19 protein-coding genes are annotated in these 15,724 nt (G+C 46.7%); 14 read left to right on the top strand and 5 right to left on the bottom strand.

The window, feature by feature from the left end; genetic code table 11:
* Positions 1-71: 71 nt before the first annotated feature.
* Entirely contained in the window at positions 72-245 is a 174-nt protein-coding gene (locus C1752_RS28630) for a hypothetical protein (protein WP_158535184.1), read from the top strand.
* Between the two features lie 165 nt (positions 246-410).
* Positions 411-587, top strand: coding sequence for a hypothetical protein (locus C1752_RS28635; protein WP_158535185.1), 177 nt, complete (start codon positions 411-413; stop codon positions 585-587).
* Between the two features lie 339 nt (positions 588-926).
* Here C1752_RS28635 and rbp read toward each other — a convergent pair whose 3' ends face one another.
* Positions 927-1,193 carry an RNA-binding regulator gene (gene rbp / locus C1752_RS24400; protein WP_110988662.1) on the bottom strand — a complete coding sequence of 89 codons (267 nt, stop codon included), beginning with the start codon at positions 1,191-1,193 and terminating at the stop codon, positions 927-929.
* A 303-nt stretch (positions 1,194-1,496) separates the two neighbouring features.
* On the opposite strand from rbp, the gene C1752_RS24405 reads away from it, so the two are divergent.
* The 3 genes from C1752_RS24405 (at position 1,497) to C1752_RS24415 (ending at position 3,038) form a co-directional block, all read left to right on the top strand.
* Positions 1,497-2,357: a transposase gene (locus C1752_RS24405; protein ID WP_110988663.1), complete on the top strand. Its 861-nt coding sequence runs from the start codon at positions 1,497-1,499 to the stop codon at positions 2,355-2,357.
* Positions 2,358-2,495: 138 nt separating this feature from the next.
* Positions 2,496-2,768, top strand: coding sequence for a HigA family addiction module antitoxin (locus C1752_RS24410; protein ID WP_110988664.1), 273 nt, complete (start codon positions 2,496-2,498; stop codon positions 2,766-2,768).
* Positions 2,769-2,822: 54 nt separating this feature from the next.
* Positions 2,823-3,038: a hypothetical protein gene (locus C1752_RS24415; RefSeq protein WP_110988665.1), complete on the top strand. Its 216-nt coding sequence runs from the start codon at positions 2,823-2,825 to the stop codon at positions 3,036-3,038.
* On the opposite strand, the gene C1752_RS24420 is transcribed toward C1752_RS24415, so the two are convergent.
* On the bottom strand, positions 3,035-4,903 hold the full coding sequence (locus C1752_RS24420) for an RNB domain-containing ribonuclease (protein WP_110988666.1): 1,869 nt from the start codon (positions 4,901-4,903) through the stop codon (positions 3,035-3,037). The genes C1752_RS24415 and C1752_RS24420 overlap by 4 nt on opposite strands.
* Before the next feature lie 190 nt (positions 4,904-5,093).
* Here C1752_RS24420 and C1752_RS24425 point away from each other — a divergent pair, with 190 nt between their 5' ends.
* The 3 genes from C1752_RS24425 (at position 5,094) to C1752_RS24435 (ending at position 6,538) form a co-directional block, all read left to right on the top strand.
* Positions 5,094-5,300, top strand: a complete 207-nt coding sequence (locus C1752_RS24425; protein WP_110988667.1) for a DUF2949 domain-containing protein — start codon at positions 5,094-5,096, stop codon at positions 5,298-5,300.
* Between the two features lie 76 nt (positions 5,301-5,376).
* The gene (locus C1752_RS24430) at positions 5,377-5,655 is read left to right on the top strand and encodes a hypothetical protein (protein WP_110988668.1); all 279 of its coding nucleotides are present in this window, start codon (positions 5,377-5,379) and stop codon (positions 5,653-5,655) included.
* Positions 5,656-5,683: 28 nt separating this feature from the next.
* The gene (locus C1752_RS24435; protein WP_110988669.1) at positions 5,684-6,538 is read left to right on the top strand and encodes an Rpn family recombination-promoting nuclease/putative transposase; all 855 of its coding nucleotides are present in this window, start codon (positions 5,684-5,686) and stop codon (positions 6,536-6,538) included.
* A 170-nt stretch (positions 6,539-6,708) separates the two neighbouring features.
* Here the strand turns inward: C1752_RS24435 and C1752_RS24440 are convergent, their stop codons facing one another.
* Positions 6,709-7,971 carry a hypothetical protein gene (locus C1752_RS24440; protein ID WP_110988670.1) on the bottom strand — a complete coding sequence of 421 codons (1,263 nt, stop codon included), beginning with the start codon at positions 7,969-7,971 and terminating at the stop codon, positions 6,709-6,711.
* 339 nt (positions 7,972-8,310) lie between these two features.
* Here C1752_RS24440 and sepF point away from each other — a divergent pair, with 339 nt between their 5' ends.
* On the top strand, positions 8,311-8,583 hold the full coding sequence (gene sepF / locus C1752_RS24445) for a cell division protein SepF (protein ID WP_110988671.1): 273 nt from the start codon (positions 8,311-8,313) through the stop codon (positions 8,581-8,583).
* A gap of 49 nt (positions 8,584-8,632) precedes the next feature.
* On the top strand, positions 8,633-8,749 hold the full coding sequence (locus C1752_RS29500) for a DUF4351 domain-containing protein (protein WP_233501869.1): 117 nt from the start codon (positions 8,633-8,635) through the stop codon (positions 8,747-8,749).
* On the opposite strand, the gene C1752_RS24455 is transcribed toward C1752_RS29500, so the two are convergent.
* Positions 8,746-9,930 carry a DNA double-strand break repair nuclease NurA gene (locus C1752_RS24455; RefSeq protein WP_110988673.1) on the bottom strand — a complete coding sequence of 395 codons (1,185 nt, stop codon included), beginning with the start codon at positions 9,928-9,930 and terminating at the stop codon, positions 8,746-8,748. The genes C1752_RS29500 and C1752_RS24455 overlap by 4 nt on opposite strands.
* Before the next feature lie 182 nt (positions 9,931-10,112).
* Positions 10,113-10,499, bottom strand: coding sequence for a hypothetical protein (locus C1752_RS24460; RefSeq protein WP_146242419.1), 387 nt, complete (start codon positions 10,497-10,499; stop codon positions 10,113-10,115).
* Positions 10,500-11,025: 526 nt separating this feature from the next.
* Here C1752_RS24460 and C1752_RS24465 point away from each other — a divergent pair.
* The 4 genes from C1752_RS24465 (at position 11,026) to C1752_RS24480 (ending at position 15,644) form a co-directional block, all read left to right on the top strand.
* A complete protein-coding gene (locus C1752_RS24465) occupies positions 11,026-12,069 on the top strand; it encodes a hypothetical protein (protein WP_110988675.1) in 1,044 nt (347 codons plus the stop codon).
* 35 nt (positions 12,070-12,104) lie between these two features.
* Positions 12,105-13,454 carry a cytochrome P450 gene (locus tag C1752_RS24470; RefSeq protein WP_110988676.1) on the top strand — a complete coding sequence of 450 codons (1,350 nt, stop codon included), beginning with the start codon at positions 12,105-12,107 and terminating at the stop codon, positions 13,452-13,454.
* Between the two features lie 344 nt (positions 13,455-13,798).
* The gene (locus tag C1752_RS24475) at positions 13,799-14,854 is read left to right on the top strand and encodes a radical SAM protein (RefSeq protein ID WP_158535186.1); all 1,056 of its coding nucleotides are present in this window, start codon (positions 13,799-13,801) and stop codon (positions 14,852-14,854) included.
* Positions 14,847-15,644 (top strand): filamentous hemagglutinin N-terminal domain-containing protein, encoded by a 798-nt coding sequence (locus C1752_RS24480; RefSeq protein ID WP_110988678.1) that lies wholly within the window; start codon positions 14,847-14,849, stop codon positions 15,642-15,644. Before C1752_RS24475 ends, C1752_RS24480 begins: the two co-directional genes overlap by 8 nt.
* Positions 15,645-15,724 lie beyond the last annotated feature (80 nt).

Consider the following 15,724-nt stretch of genomic DNA (forward strand, 5'->3'; position numbering starts at 1 on the left):
GCAAGTTCGAAAAGCGTTAATAGTCCATCCGAGCGATTACCCATTCAATTTAGGTCAGCCGCAGCGAAATGATGAAAAATACCGTTAATGAAGGGCGTTCAAAACATCAGGGATTCAAGGAGACAAAGCCCAGCTCCACTAAGGTCTTAGATCTGGATCAGGTGGGGCAAGATTGGAATGACTACCGTGCGATGCAGAGGCAGATTATTGCCGAAGAAAGAAAGCAAAATGCTGAGAAAGCTTAAATGCTGGGTTGGCTAATTGTGGGGATGATAATAGCCTTCTGACAAGATCCTTTGAAAGCAGCTTATCAGAGGAGAAAAAGACTGAGTTCTTGACTCCGAAGCTATTTCAGCAGATCAGTAGCGGTGCATCTGTAGCAAGATTGTGTTCATTTTTAAAGAAATGCTATGAAAACGAAATCTAATATTTCGAGTACAGGATTTATTTCAAAAAAACCGGCTAAATTGGAAGAGAATCGCAAAACGTGGGAACAAAGAAACGCAACGGTTAGAGCTGACGAAGCAAACAAACGAATTGCCCTGAAGAAGCAGAAGAAAGAAGAGGAAAATAACTATCTAGAGTGAGGGTTACGACAACGGTTCTGCGAAAGCGTAATTAGATAACAGCTATCTGATATTTATGTGTAGAACTTCAGACTTAATTTGATACTTAGAGAAAACTTCACCTTAATGAAGGAGTGTCAGATTAAGTCTGAAGTTCTACAGATGAGACTTTATCGGCAGGCTCCTATTAGGTCACTACTCCAAAGGCATACAAGCCTAAAGTGCATTGCTCCTGGCAATCGACAAATCGGTCACAAGGCACGGAGCTGGTCAGAGCATGGGTCAGATTGTTCAGAAACAATGCCCCTTTATCTTCGCAATCATCAGATCAAGTCTGATGTTTTAAACCTTAGCTGCTAACTACCATTTGGAACCGTCACGAGATCCCTTGGGCTTCGCTTTATTCACCTTAAGTTCGCGTCCCATCCATTCAGCGCCGTCAAGGGCTGCAATGGCTACGTCTTCTTCGGCATCGGTGCTCATATCAACAAAGGCAAAACCTCTGGGTCGGTTCGTTTCGCGATCCTTGAGAACATTAGCCTTTTTGACCGTTCCATATTCGGCAAATGCACCGGTTAAGCCTGGTTCGGTGACATCGTAGGATAAATTGCCGACGTAAATTGACATAAATTTTTGTCCAGAAAATTAAAGTGAAGTTGCATGACCTTGGGATGCCTATGCCCTCGCATCCTAACGGGTTTGCCAGTGAGCGGACCAAAAGCTTCTTAAATCAGGACAATCAATGAGGACTAACTTGAAAGTCTCGAATTTCCTGTAACAAATTCATCGCTGCTAGTTGCTTACTCACAACTGGTTGCGGGTTTCAAAGACGGAGAGAATCTATCTAAAAGTCCCTGTCCGTATAGACTTTCACTGATCCAATCTAAAATTGCTCCTGTCCATTTGATTTGATGTCCGATAGGAGCAAGAATGCCTCAACCCCAACGGTGGAATGAGATTCCCACGCAATTGACCACAGAGCAGTTTGAAACATTTGTCTTGCCCTATCTGCCCACAGGTCGTCGGGGACCGCAGCCGAAGCTCTCCTTGCACACGATTTTCAACTATATTCTGAAGCTGCTCTATCTGGGGTGTCAATGGAAGGAACTACCCATCGAAAAAGACAAAGATGGGATGCCAGAGATTCACTATTCAAACATCTATCGGGCCTTTCGACGATTTGAAACTCACGGCTGCTTCGATGATATTTTTGCTGGCTCTGTTGGTGTGCTGAACAAGAAAGGTCATCTCGATACCAGTGTCATTCATGGCGATGGCACAACAACCGCAGCCAAGAAGGGTGGCGATAATCTGGGGTTCAGCGGGCATAAACATATGAAGGGCGACAAAGTGGTGGCCTTCTGTGACCGCAACTGCAATGTCATTTCTCCCTTTGTCGCTGCCCCTGGCAATCGCAACGAATCCCCTCTGTTTTTGGAAGCGCTGCCCCTGGTGATGGGTATTGCTCGGCAGGTCGGTCTCGACCTCAAAAAGACGATTGTCAGTCTGGATGGGGCTTACGACAGCCGTTCCAACCGGAAAGCGATTTTCAATCGGGGCATGATCCCGAATATCAATGAAAACCCAAGGGGCAGAAAGACTCCAAAACGAGGTCGCAAACGATTCTTCATACCGGCTCTATTCCAAGAACGGTTTTTCACTATCGAACGAGTGTTTGGCTGGGAGGACAAATTCAAGCGCTTGTTGCTCCGCTTTGAGAGGATCAGTCAGTTACACTACGCCTTGAAGAGTCTGGCCTATACGATGATCAACCTCCGACATTTCTGCTAAGGCTAATCATCCCATTTTGGTGCTTGTTCAGGTCTCAAAGTAGGGGCCGAGTTTACCATGCTTGAAAAAAGTAAATGTCAGCTAAATCAGTCAAGCAAAGAGTCTAGATGAGTCGTACTGCTTGGTAGTGTACTCAATGTGAACAGCTCGGCCAATATTCAAGGGCAACAGAATAGGAAACCCGCAACCAGTTGCGTGAGAGCTGTCGCGGCCAAGCTTGATGTTGCTCACTCAACGTTTGCTCGTGTGGTCTCTGGCCGAAGCTCAGTAACGCCCGACATGGCGATCCGACTGTCTAAGGTGTTGGGAGGGTCACCAGAGAGCTGGCTGCAGATGCAAGTCAACCATGATTTGTGGGTGGCGCGTCAGCAGGAGCCTCACGATGAGCTGGTGGCTTTTGAGTTTGCTTAGATATTGCAATTGTATTAAAACGGTATGCTTCGATATCAACTTTGAGGTGAGATCTTGAATCCTGAAATTAAATGTCATTTGACGTTCCAGTATCATCCAGAACTTAATGAAGAGTTTAGCTTTGCTGATATGCGAACGGCTGAAGAAATTGCAATAGCTATTAACGGTCTAGAGGAACGAATTCAGCATTCTATGTCTTCTATAGATTGCACTTCCATGCACCAAAAAGCTCTCGTCAAAGATGGGATTTTGATTGTACAGTGTCGCTAGAATTGTCCGTTGCTCCTGAGTACTTCCAACACTCCCATCGCCGCCCTCTGCTTACTCAGCTTCTTCTTCCCCTCGATCGCAACCCCCTCAACCCGTTCCTCGAAGAATTCCATACAGCATATACATCGATACCCCTCCTCGACTTCCTCGAACTCAAAGGTAGGTAACTCCCAGTCCATGAGCTGACAGATCTCAACCAATCGCCCCACATGATTCTGCCCATCAACCGGAGGCTTCTCTAGCAACGATCGCAACTTCTCCTCCTTCAAATCAACCACCGGCTCCACTTCATCAACCACCACCGGCAGCTCCGGTACAATCCGCGCATCCACCCCCACCAGCTCCCCGTGAACAAAGGCAGAGAGCCATAACCAATAAGCTCGATGCCGCGCCACTTGTTTACGCTGATCGCAACCCGCTGTCGCCGTCGTCTGCAGTTCCCCATCGATGTATACTTCAGCCCAGGCCAAAAATCTGCCATCCTGCGATAACTCTGTACATTTCAGAGCATCCCAAGAATCCTCCTGAATAACAGCGATAGACAACACGCTGGCCGCATCCCGCACCTTCTCTTCCAGATGTTTTAACACCATTTCCTGCAGCTCCCAATCGTTTCCTTGTATCAGCAGCAGATAGTAGTCCAGCACCACAAGCCGATTCTGCTCCAACCGAGATCGCACCTCCTCCGCCAGGGCCACCGATAGCTCACCCTCAGCATGTTTGATCCACCGCGAAAACTCTTTCTCAGGCAGCTCGTTAACGCTATCTTCCGATTCCAGCTTTTCCAGCAGTCCTTGCTTAGCCTTGGTCTTAAAATAGGTGCTTGTTCGCCGCTCCTCTTCTAGAACAGCTTCATTGATGTGACGCCCCAGTTCTTCCAGATCTTTCTTTGTATAGGGCGACTCTGCCCCATGCAGCAATGCCTTAATAATCCGGTGGTTGATCAGGTCGGCTATCCGGCGAATAGGCGAGGTGAAGTGCCCATAGGCCGGAAGATTCAATGCAAAGTGCCCAATGAGCGCGGGGCCATACTCTGCTCTATTCATCCAGCCTTGCAGCCGCCGTCGAATGGCTGTGGCCGACCCCAGCACCAGAAGTGCCTGCAGCATCTCGTCCTGGTCCGGTGCGATCGCTTTTGCGGTGTGATTTCGATAGAGTGCCGGTTGATCGCGGTCGGCTAGCCACTGGGCAGCAGCAGTATTGGCCGCAATCATGAACTCTTCTATAACGCGATGGCTATGGTACTTTGCATTGGGATTATCAGATAGATTGCCCTCTTCATTGATGTATATGTTTTTACCGAAAGCTGATGCTCCAATAGCCCCTGTCGCCATCCGCTGCTGGTTCAGCTTGGCGGCCCACTCCTGGCAGAGCTTTAGCGTATTGTGCCAGCGGAGTTTGGGACTTGCAATGGCGTAGTCGGCTTCAGCGTAGGCAAAGCGTTTGGCGCTACTCAGGCAGGACTCGAAAATCTTGCAGTTGCTGACTGAGCCGTCATTGGCTAACTCTAGTTCGAATGTAAGTGTGGCTCTCGGTTGGCCTTCCTGTAGGCTCAGTGTTGCCTCACTCAAAATCCTCGGCAGCATGGGGCTGTTGCCCTGCCGGTGGTAGCGGGTTTGGGTGGTTGCGATCGCGCTGTAGTCAAGGGGGGAGTAGAGGGGGATGTGTTCGGATACATCGCTGATGTGGACTTGGATGGTTGCGCCTGTGTCGGTTTCTTCGCACCAGATTGCATCATCGAGGTCGAGGGAGGTGGGGCCGTCGATGGTGATGCCTTGGACTTCCGGGCGGGTGCGATCGGGCTGTAGAGTTGCGATCGTCTTGGCTTGAGTGATGGCTTCTGTTGAGAAACGCTGTTCAATCACGGCTTGCTAGCCTCCTATCTATGAAGCTGCAAAGATTTCTAACACTATCGGTAAATCTGCACAAATTAGATGAATATCTACCAACAGGGAATTATTGATTCTATCTTTGGATAGGAAACACAAGGCAAGAACTGAGCTAACTTACTATCAACACTCTTCTGAACTCCGCACACTCTCATCGAGCAGACGCATGTCTTCCTCTGTTCAGGCCAAGCTAATCGAATATCTGAGACAGGAATTGACGATACCCAGTGAGTCTATCAACCTCGCGCTACGTCAGCAACCTGAACCATCGAGCCATCTGCACATCATCCTGTGGCAATACGGTCTGATCACCCTAGAGCAGCTCAACGCCATCTTTGACTGGCTAGAGAATTCTACCCCAAGGCTCACTTGAGCAGGCCATTATGGCGCTTCAACATGCCTGCGAATCAATGACATACTGAGTAGATTGCAAGAAATAGGCTATCCCAGTGAGACGCGGTGACATTGTTCGCTTGACGAACACCTATTCTCTCAATCCTCAGTTAGCAGAGTATACCCACGGAATCATCGCTGCCAGAGTTAAACTTGATGCTCAGCCTCTTTCCAAGAAATCCTCAGATGTCGTTGTCAAAGAGCTAGTCGTTTATCTCTACTGTCCCAAATCATCTCGAATCTGCCTGGATGAATCTGGAATTCCTGCATTGTTTAGTTTTGCCGTGGATGAAGTAGAGCTATATCAAGCTATAAAGCATAATAATTGGCACTAACTTAAACAACAGAGCAACCTGGAGTTGTGTGAAAACTGATTCGATTTTCTATACGATTTTCAAAACTGACCCCGGAATTTTATTCGAGCTTCTAGGTCAGCCATCGACTTTAGCCACAGGATACGAGTTCCGTTCCGTTGAAATCAAGCAGCTTGCCTTCAGGATAGATGGCCTCTTCCTACCGAGACTAGATGCACCAGACCAGACCGTTATCTTCCTAGAAAACCAGTTTCAGCCAGATCCAGAGTTTTACCATCGATTTTTTGGCGAAATCATTACCTACCTCAAGCAGTACCCCAGCACAGCCGATTGGCAGGCGGTGGTTATCTTCCCAGAGCGAAAGATTGAGCCGGATGATGCTCATCTGTACCGAGCGCTCCTCAACAGTGATCAGGTCTACCGTCTTTACCTTGAAGACCTTGCCGATGTCACGACTGACTCAATTGGGATTGGCTTGATGCAATTAATTATTGCCGATTCAGTGGAAGCTGCCTCTAAAGCACGATCATTGCTATCGAGAGCAAAAGCTCAGGGGCGGACAGATCCTCAAATGCCTGCGATAATGGAGCTGATAGAGACTATTGTGATCTACAAATTCCCTCAATTAGAACGAGCGGAGATAGAGCGTATGTTGGGCTTAAGCGATCTCAAAGAAACAAAGGTCTACCAAGAAGCCGTGCAGGAAGGTCAACAAAAAGGACGCCTCGAAGAAAGCCAGTCCCTCGTCCTGCGTCAGCTCACTCGCCGCCTTGGTGAGATTCCACCAGAGTTGCGATCTCAAATAGAAGGGTTGTCGCTGGAGCAAACCGAGGCATTGGGTGAGGCGCTGCTGGACTTTACGGAACAGGGGGACTTGGTGGAATGGCTGGAAGGCAATCGGTAGGCTTCGGGTTGAGATGCTTGAATGCCATTCTGAAACCACTGCACCCTAAAGCCCACCCCAGCAGAGCAGCAGCAACCTCCGCTTCCCTACAGAAAACGATAGTCCTTCCCGCGCTGCGATAGTTCTGCGTTAGTCTGGCGGGTGGTCTCTGGTAGTCTGGGTTTGTCGTTTTATACTTTGGCTTTTGTCGTATCCCGTGTTGCTCTCTTTCTCGGTGTTTTTGCCTTGGCTTTGGTAGATGTTTTCGCTTTAGATGCCGCTGGCTTTCGCCCTCTCTTTGGCTTTTGGGCTGCGTTGGGAGTATCAGTGGGAGCTGGAGTGCTTTCTGCTATTGCTTCAACCACAAGGTCCGGTTGGAGTTTCGGAGCTTTAGATTTTCGCCCTGGACTTTTAGGCTTTGCCTCTTTGGCAGCGGGAACGACTTGATAGCTCAATGGTGCAGATGCTTTCTGCCACTTGTTGGTTTTAACGCCCCGGTGTAATGCAGTTGTCATCCTTCTGCGTTCAACTTTGAGATCTTCACTGCTGAGGTCGCCGTAGAGCCACTGAATGATCGCGTCCCGGTGAACCGCTTTCCCTTCCCGTTGTTCTAAGACAGAAACAATCGCTTCATTCTTTTTCATTTCTTGGTAGGGAGGCTGTAGCTCAAGAACGCTGTTAGCCTTTGCAGTTGCTGTCTCTCGCTTTGCCTTGGGTGCTTTTGCCTTTGCCCTATTCTTAGTCGTTGCCCCTGGCTTTTGGTTGGAGACTTTCGACTTTGCAACCGTCTTTGCTGCTGTTGTGCGGGGGGCGGGTGATACTTTCTGACTGCCTTGCTTTTTACGTTTGTTTGTTGCCCCTTTGATCTGGTAGCTAGAAGGTTTTCTTCCCTTCTGCCATAACTTATTCTTCTCTCCCTGGTACAAGAGCGTTTTCAGCCGCTTCGACTCAGCTCTATGGTCTACTGCGCTCAAGGTGCCAAAGAGTTCTTGGGTCAGGGCATCAGCTGTGACCGCTTGACCCTGGTGAGCTAGCAACACTGTGGTGATTGCCTCCAGTCGCGTCAGCTCTTGATAAGCAGGCAGCATTGTCCGTGGGCTACTTCGACCGCTTTTTGCTGGGGTTGGTTCGGGTGCGGCTGTTGTCTCCAAGGTTTCACTTGGGGGTGCAGCGGTTTCTGGATCGCTTTGGGTCGGAGCTAGGTCTAAGCTATCAGTGGGAGCATTAGCTTGAGGACTCAAGAATAGCCCAGGGGAGGGCGTTTCAATACGTTCTTGTAGAGGTGCCACACCATGAGTCGGGACAAGCTGATTGAGCAGCAATGCATCAACGTGTTCAAGTTGCTCTCTGAGGTTGGCGACCTTCGCATCGGCTTCGGATAACTCTTGTTCAAAGTGAGACTTGAGGGTGATGAGGTAGTCGATAGGAGAGGAATCTGGAGTGGCTGAGGACATTCTGATCTGATTTCATTGATGATTACGTTTCTCTATCTTATGGCCAGATGTAGTTGGAGGTTCGCTCTAAGAAATGCAGTTGCTCAATATGCGAGAGATTGGCATTGTTCACAATGAGAATATGGCTCAATTGAGATTGTAGTCCGATAGCTTAAAGTCACTGTCAGACAGTAGTTGTAGGGGGTGTATCGTCACAAGAGTGTTACCCAGGTCTCCGAGTCGATGAGCTATGCCCTGTCCTGGAATGTTCAGCCTGAGTCGGCGGAACACTTTTTTCCCTGTATTGTCTAAACTTCCAGTAGAGGAATACGATACTGCATATCTGAGGATAACGAAATTGTGGAGAACTTATTGCCTTTTCGTCAATATCCCAACAATCAGATCTTGTTTTTGATGCCGCGCTCCTTTGAAGAAACGAGACAGGCCATTGAATCTCTGAAGTCTGGCGTCGTTCTATTGCTCAACTTGAAAAGATTTGAAACCCAGTCAGCTCAGAGAATAGCTGATTACACTGCTGGTAGCGCCTGCGCCATTTCAGCCCATCATATTGAGATCAGTAAGGACTTGTTCCTACTTGCACCCGAGCATTGCAAAATTACAACCCAGATCTAACTTACTGCGATTGCCAATTGCATCACTGACTATTTGCCATATAGGGGAAGTGTACTCAGAGTTGCGATCGCAGATAAAGGAGTTGTCTCTCAAGCAGACGGAAGAGTTGGGAGAGGCGCTGTTTTCGGAACAGGGTGATCTGTGGGAGTGGTTGGAGAGGAGTTAACGTCGCAACTGCTTGCTCACCATCTTGCGGGAAAAGCTAATGTTCACCGATGCCTGCTCTGACCAATCCTGTACCAATCGGTAAAACAAGTTGCGATCGCCCGACTGCAGTACAGCCACTTGATCAGCGGTCTCAATCGTATAGGGATATCCACCCCCGATAATGACCTCGCCCCGGACATAGTTGAGGATGCGCTCAAAATGCCCCTCATCATAAATCCAGCGTGGGAACTCCAGACGCACGGGCGCATTGCCGTTGGTCTTCATATACAGGAAGGCAATCGCATCTGCCTGTTCTTCATATAGGCTCAAAATGCCCTGACTTCTGGCATCGCCTGTGCGATCGCAGATAAAGACTGGGGTGCGATCGCCCCAGTTCATCTCATTGCCCAGGAGCTGAGCATCGTTGAGGAGTGTTGTTTCTGGTAATACCTCCAGACATCTAAGCATCTGCACGATGTCGCAGGCTTGGGAGGTATCAATGTAGCCGACCACTGGGACTTTGTACTTCTCACTGGCTCTAAGTAGCGCGACTATTTGTTTGGCGTAGAAGAGCTTGCATTCAAAGTCGGAAGCTTCGGCAAAAGTGGCGACCAGTGAGCCATCAAAGAAAACTAGGCAATCATCACAGCTAGGATGACTCTCCATGAATTCAATGATGCGCTCTACTTCCATCTGAAAGCGCCGCATACTCACCTGACGATTGAGGGTGCGCTCGTTCTCTAGATCGAGTTGAGCGGGCGTCATCAGAGCCAAGCGATTGTCCTTTTGATATTCGCCTGTTTCTGAATGAGGGTTTGCAAACCAACCGATTTGCACCAAGGCGATAGGAGGAGAAACGTCTTTGCTAGGAAAGATTTGAGAGCCATCGACGGCAAAGGTGGTCACTCCTGTGAGGACATCTCGGACCCATTGCAAACTCCGTTCTCTGTTGGCCCACTTTAGCTTGGAGCGAATTAACCAGTTCTTTGACTCACTAGGCGGTAGAGGTTCGAGGGGACGCGCACCAGGATGCTCGTAGTCTGTCAGGAGATTTGTTATGTCTGTATCGGTTTGGGCTGAGACCTTCTTGAGGGCACGGCGGTAGTCTCTGTAGATCTCGGAGGCGTTGCTAGAAAAGTCTGTAAATTCGGCTTGAGATTGTCCCAAAGCCTGCAGTAGTTCAGAGGGCTTGAGCGGCATGGCTGCGGTTTCCCTGGGAGTTGCTCCTGCTGGAAGTATTGCAGGTACCAGCTTTAATGGCAACTAGGGCGAATTGGGTTGCGATGGCCCCTGGCCTGCCTTCGGCAATCGCTTTGGATTGTCTTATTGCTTGTTGGGTGAAGCGAGGATAAAGTCTGACCAGCTACTTGTCCGACCTATTTCTAACAATCTTGCAAAACAATTGGCTCACTCACTAATCTGACTGTTCCATCCCCATTGGATTTCCAACCAGTGAAAGGCTTGAATTCTTCTAGCTCACCTGTAACTGGGTCTCTGATCATTGGTGGTTTGCCTGGGTTGTTCTTTCGGAAAGCGCGCATGTGTTTTTGAATCGGTGTGTCACCTGGGCAGGCACCCTCTTCGATTTCATTCCGTATTTCAGGTGTTTTGAAGATTCTGGAGTTGTTAACCTTTGGAGGATTTTCAGGAAATTGGACGCCGTTTTGAAGCGTTTCACGCTCTTGTGGAGTTAGTTGAGCGTTTGCGACAAGAGGAAGCACCAAGTTTAAGGAGATCATTCCTAAACAAGCTATTCTGTCGATTTTCATGAGCACCAATCGCATCTACAAGCATAGGCTACCGCTCTTTTTCTCTCCCCACAAGCTTCGATAAAGGTCGTCTTAGGATCCCTAGGCTTTACACTTCGCAACACGATCTTTACACGACTTTACTAAAAACCCCTGTTTTGCCCCCAATTTTGGATGATCAGGTCGGTCTCCCTATACTTCATTGGAGGGGTGCGTCTGGCTATGGATCCTGTGATCTTTTGTTTCAAACCCTTTGCCAATGGGGGCTAGAGGCGTACACTTAATCGGTAATTGAGCAAATCTATCTGGAGGAACCAAGAACGGTCTTTAAAACCTAAAAAACCCGAGGGTGGAATCTCAGGTTCTTAGGAAATTTATTTAGCGGAGTCGCGGGAACTAACTAAAGCTTGATCGGCAGGTGTTAGAAACCCCATTGGTTGTTCGCTCATTTTAAGCTGCCTACACGTAAAAGTGCAACTCAGCTTTAATTTGTCTTAACGAACGACTCTCAATCGACCTCGCTCCCATCACCGATAGGAGCAAGAATATGAAAGCCTTTGCCCGCGTCACCGATGTGCATGACGCGATCTTACTTACGTTGACCCCCTGTGCCGGTCAGCTCTACCGCTGGCTGCTGCGGAAGATACCTGCAGGAAAGCCCCAGGAGCTAGAGCTAGGAGACTTCGCCCAATGGTCTAGCGGCCACCGTCGTCGCCCGTACTGCATCCGACATATTCAGAGAGCAGTGCAGGAACTACTGAGCGTTGGCCTGATAGATGTCGTTAAGCAATACAGCACTCGTATCTTTAAGCTCATCTGCTTTCACCCAGAGGCTGCAGAGATAGCACCTGTAGAGCAGCAGTTAACGCTGGAAAAGCAACTCAGCGCCAGTGACAAAAAAGTACAGGTTCTGGATCAAAAAGTCCCAGCCGTGACAAAAATGTCCAAAATAGAGCACTCAAATGCTTATGCTGCCGTACCCTCTTATAGAGAAGAAAAGAGAACAGCAGATACACCCACCTCACTCCACCCTGTTTCATGGAGTGACAAGGAAGGTATGGCTAACTCTCCCCTAAGCCCCAATATGCAAAATCCAACACCCCAAAAACCTGGAACAGATTCCCCAACAGATCCCAATTCTCAGAACGTGCCGCTAAACTCCGAACAAAGAATAATAGGCCCAGAGCTAAAGGCTGAGGTCGAAGAAGTGATCGCACAACCGCTTAACCAAAACATCCGCAGGACAGTAGTATCTGCTACCGTCGATGTCGTTCGTGATGCCCTGGCTGTCGTGCGCCAGCAAAAGCAGGCGGGGAAGGTGAAACGGCCTGCTGGGATGCTGGTCAAAGCCATTCAGCAGAAGTGGAATCCTAACCCGGTCGAGGAGTCTGGGAGTCTGGTGCCTGATGGTTTTAATGAATGGTTTGAGCTGGCTAGGGAGAAAGGGATTGTGTCAGCCTCGATGTTTATGGATGGGCAGATGTGCGTCTGTACGAATCCTGAGGTAGGCGACTGGCAACCCTGGACTGAGCTGGCGTTTGCGTTCACCATCCGACAGCTTAAACGACTGGGGGCTGTACCACTGGTGTAGCTTAGAGCTAGAGTTGATGCTCGATTCTTTGGTTTATGATTGAAAAAATTAATTCCCATGACAGCTCCACTATTCCAGAGGGAGTTAGCGGTTTAACTGCTATCCGGCAACTCGTTGATTTTTGTCGGAATCCTATTGATTACTCCGTTTGGTCTGCAAATGAGTATGGAGATGCTGCTCGAATTAAAATTGCTTCAACTCAAATCTATCTACTAAATCATCCTGATTTTATTGCCGAAGTCCTAAATCAGAAAAATAAGTGCTTCATTAAAGACGTTAGTTATCGAATGTTAGCCAGATTGCTGGGGGATAGCTTATTGCTCAGTGACGGTGAGCAGTGGAAAAGACACAGACGGATGATGCAACCTGCGTTTACTCAAGAGAGGATTGCTGAATATGCTGCGACTGTAATTGAAGAGACAAACCAACTTCTGAGCAATTGGAAGATTGGAGGGAAATTTAATCTCCATCAAGTTGTCAGCCAGCTAACGATCAAAATAATTACTAATGTGCTCTTCGGGAGTAGCCTAAGCGCGGCTTCTGTGAGTATTGGCAAAGCTTTAGATGCGATTATTTTGCAGTACTACCATCAAGCACAGACAGGTTTTTTAGTACCGTCTTGGTTTCCTACGCCTAGCAACCGTAAAGCTTCCTCTGCTATTAAGTATCTAAATGAAATTGTTGAAAATACTATCAATCAACGCTACCAATCCAGCCATGATGATCTATTCTCGGTTCTTCTAGGGACACAGGATGGTGACAGTCCGTTCTCTGTCGGTGAACTGCGTGGTGAGGTGATGACGCTATTGCTAGCAGGACATGAAACAACAGCTAGTGCATTGGCTTGGGCACTAATGTTGCTCGCTCAGCACCCAAAAATAGCAAATAAATTGAGAGCAGAAGCCCAAGCCGCTTTTGGTCAATGCCTACCCAATATCAATGACCTTGAAAAGTTGCCCTATACTCAGATGGTTCTCAAAGAATCAATGCGGCTTTATCCTCCTGCTTGGGCTTTGAGTCGTGAAGTAGCAGAAGATTGTCAGATTGGCCCCTATTTCCTGACAAAAGGTACAACGGTCTATTTCAGTCAGTGGGTTGTACATCGCGACAAGCGGTTTTTTGACAACCCAGGACAGTTTCGACCGGAGCGATGGAATGAGCGCTTCGAAAAGCATCTGCCTCCTGGGGCCTATTTCCCCTTTGGGGCAGGGCCAAGAGTATGTATCGGACAGGCTTTTTCAATGATGGAGGCGACTCTGATTCTAGCTATGATTTCGCAAAAATTTAGTTTGGGATTGGTTCCTAATCAATCTATTGAGTTACTCCCTTCCATTACCCTGCGGCCAAAAAATGGCATCAATATGTTTGTTGATGCATCATTCTAGGTCTGCTGCCTTCAATAACATGAAAAACTATACCAATCTGACCTGATCTTGGACACTATCTTTACTTAAATTCTTGAACCACGAGGCTTTCAAGCTAATCCTTCTCTAAAATGAGCTTGAATTGGCGTACCTAATTTAGTTCGTTGAAATTGAGTAATCTCATCAGGTTATGTATACAGCAATACAAAACCTGTTGAAACTTGTTCGTAGAGGACTTGAGAAATATCGCAAAACTTTAGACAGCTAATATATTCTCTTTATGTCTGAAAATCACTGTATATTAAGTCAATATACACATTATATAACTGTTTCCTTAACTTGTAAGAGTGGTAATGGAGAGGTTAATGAACAATAGAAATGAATATACTCTGTATTCTCCAAGGTATTCATTGAGTGAAAGAGCAAAGCAAACATCATCAATATTAAGAGCGAGTTCAGTTGTTGCTTATCATTTGTTAAGAGGCTCCAAGGAAAAGTTTGCTGCATCAGTTGAAATAACGGACAAATGCAATGCAGGATGTAGTTTCTGTTATGTATATCCATCTGAATGGGATCAAAATGAAAGGCTTGGAGGATACCTCCAATTATCTCCTAGTGAGCACAAACTTAAGGAGAAAAATGTCTATGAAACTTTAAGAAGGCTAAAGAGTAGAGGCGTCGTTCATGTAACATTAGTTGGTGGAGAGACTGCGCTTGCACCTAAGGCTATTCGTCTAGCATCAAAATTATTCCCTGTCGTTTGGGTAGTAACAAATGGAGTAGTGAAGCTTCCAAGATTGCCTAACTCAGTCACTGTCTTTGTTAGTATCGATGGCCCTCCAGATTATCATAATAAATCTAGAGATCCCAAAGGATTTTACAAAAACTATTCCTACAATAATCTACAGGGAATGAGTGCAAATATTGTCCGTAATATTAATGAATCTGAAAGAGGAGCATATGTTCATATTACCCTCTCAAAGCCAGTTATTAAAAAGTTTTCTGATACTGTTGATTGGTTGGTAAAGGATGTTAGGAAATTACGTGGAATCATAGTATCAGGCACAGCAACTAAAGATTTTGAGGATCCTTGCACTTTTTCCATTGAGGATCGCAAGGATTTGAAGAAATTAATTGAAAGTGCTGCAGAGAAATATGGATGGAAATTATTTCCATTTAACCAGCCGAAAGTTAATGAACGCCTTTTTGATGAAAAGTATATTATAAGTAATTCATCGAGTTGCTCTGTTGCGCAGCGAGTAGAGAGCCTTAACTATGATGGTAGTAATGTCGGTAAATGTGTATTGAGAGATGATACTTTATGTGAAACATGTGTCTGCAATATTTCCGGTTTAGCGCAGGCTATTAATCTGGTTGATATAAGAACAATATCGGGAGTTTTGCGTGCGACTTATGGCTAGCTATAGAAATGAGTCTTTGCGGATATACCGTAGAATTTTCTGTCTTTTGACTTTCCATATTTCTACTCTAATTATTTCTCCAGCTTCGGCCCAGATTGTTCCTGATTCTACGCTTGGAAATAATTCGTCGATCGTGCAGAAACGTCAGAATACTAATGGGAATTCATCTTCTCTTATCACGGGTGGAAGTAGAAGTGGCTCAAATCTTCTACATAGTTTTAATGAATTTAATGTTGGGGAGGGGCAGTCTGTATTTTTTGATAACCCGTCAGCGATAAACACAATTATTTCTAGAGTGACAGGAAATAATACAACACGAATTTTAGGCTTGTTGGGTGTACGGGGGACAGCTAGACTATTTTTGCTAAATTCTAATGGTATTTTCTTTGGTTCCAATGCAGCAATTAGTTTGAACAATTCTTTTTTAGTTAGTACAGCTAATAGAATTGGATTTCTGGATGATTCATCTTTATTTACAAGACCACCCTTAAATAGTACTGAAGTATTAAGTCGTAGTCGTCCTTCTAGACTTATCTTTGACTCTAGAACGGGACCTATTAGGGTTAAGGGCTTAGGCAATAATCTTTCTGATCTTGCCGTAATGCCTATTGATAATCCTATTATCTTTCCTTTTGGGCTTTCGGTATCTCCAGATAGTACTATTGCTTTGATTGGAGGTAACGTAGAGTTTGATAGTGGTGTCCTGAGGTCATTTGGTGGAAATATTGAGATTGGAGGTGTTCGGGGTCATGCCGACATACGCCTAATTTTTCTCACAGGATCCCTGTAAGCCTTCTATCGCAATGCATTAACGATTTTAAATCTACTCTACACATCAGAGACCTTAGCTTTCGGACTTACGTACCACTC

Origin of the sequence: Acaryochloris thomasi RCC1774, assembly GCF_003231495.1 — a bacterium.
Classification (GTDB): Bacteria; Cyanobacteriota; Cyanobacteriia; order Thermosynechococcales; family Thermosynechococcaceae; genus RCC1774.

What these genes read in the sequence shown, in the direction of transcription:
- C1752_RS24465 (WP_110988675.1), top strand. Translation starts at nt 11,026, where the DNA reads ATGAAAGCCTTTGCCCGCGTCACCGATGTGCATGACGCGATCTTACTT.
- C1752_RS24470 (WP_110988676.1), top strand. Translation starts at nt 12,105, where the DNA reads ATGATTGAAAAAATTAATTCCCATGACAGCTCCACTATTCCAGAGGGA.
- C1752_RS24455 (WP_110988673.1), bottom strand. Translation starts at nt 9,930, where the DNA reads ATGCCGCTCAAGCCCTCTGAACTACTGCAGGCTTTGGGACAATCTCAA.
- C1752_RS24460 (WP_146242419.1), bottom strand. Translation starts at nt 10,499, where the DNA reads ATGAAAATCGACAGAATAGCTTGTTTAGGAATGATCTCCTTAAACTTG.
- C1752_RS28630 (WP_158535184.1), top strand. Translation starts at nt 72, where the DNA reads ATGAAAAATACCGTTAATGAAGGGCGTTCAAAACATCAGGGATTCAAG.
- C1752_RS28635 (WP_158535185.1), top strand. Translation starts at nt 411, where the DNA reads ATGAAAACGAAATCTAATATTTCGAGTACAGGATTTATTTCAAAAAAA.
- C1752_RS24405 (WP_110988663.1), top strand. Translation starts at nt 1,497, where the DNA reads ATGCCTCAACCCCAACGGTGGAATGAGATTCCCACGCAATTGACCACA.
- C1752_RS24440 (WP_110988670.1), bottom strand. Translation starts at nt 7,971, where the DNA reads ATGTCCTCAGCCACTCCAGATTCCTCTCCTATCGACTACCTCATCACC.
- C1752_RS24425 (WP_110988667.1), top strand. Translation starts at nt 5,094, where the DNA reads ATGTCTTCCTCTGTTCAGGCCAAGCTAATCGAATATCTGAGACAGGAA.
- rbp (WP_110988662.1), bottom strand. Translation starts at nt 1,193, where the DNA reads ATGTCAATTTACGTCGGCAATTTATCCTACGATGTCACCGAACCAGGC.
- C1752_RS24475 (WP_158535186.1), top strand. Translation starts at nt 13,799, where the DNA reads ATGAACAATAGAAATGAATATACTCTGTATTCTCCAAGGTATTCATTG.
- C1752_RS24480 (WP_110988678.1), top strand. Translation starts at nt 14,847, where the DNA reads ATGGCTAGCTATAGAAATGAGTCTTTGCGGATATACCGTAGAATTTTC.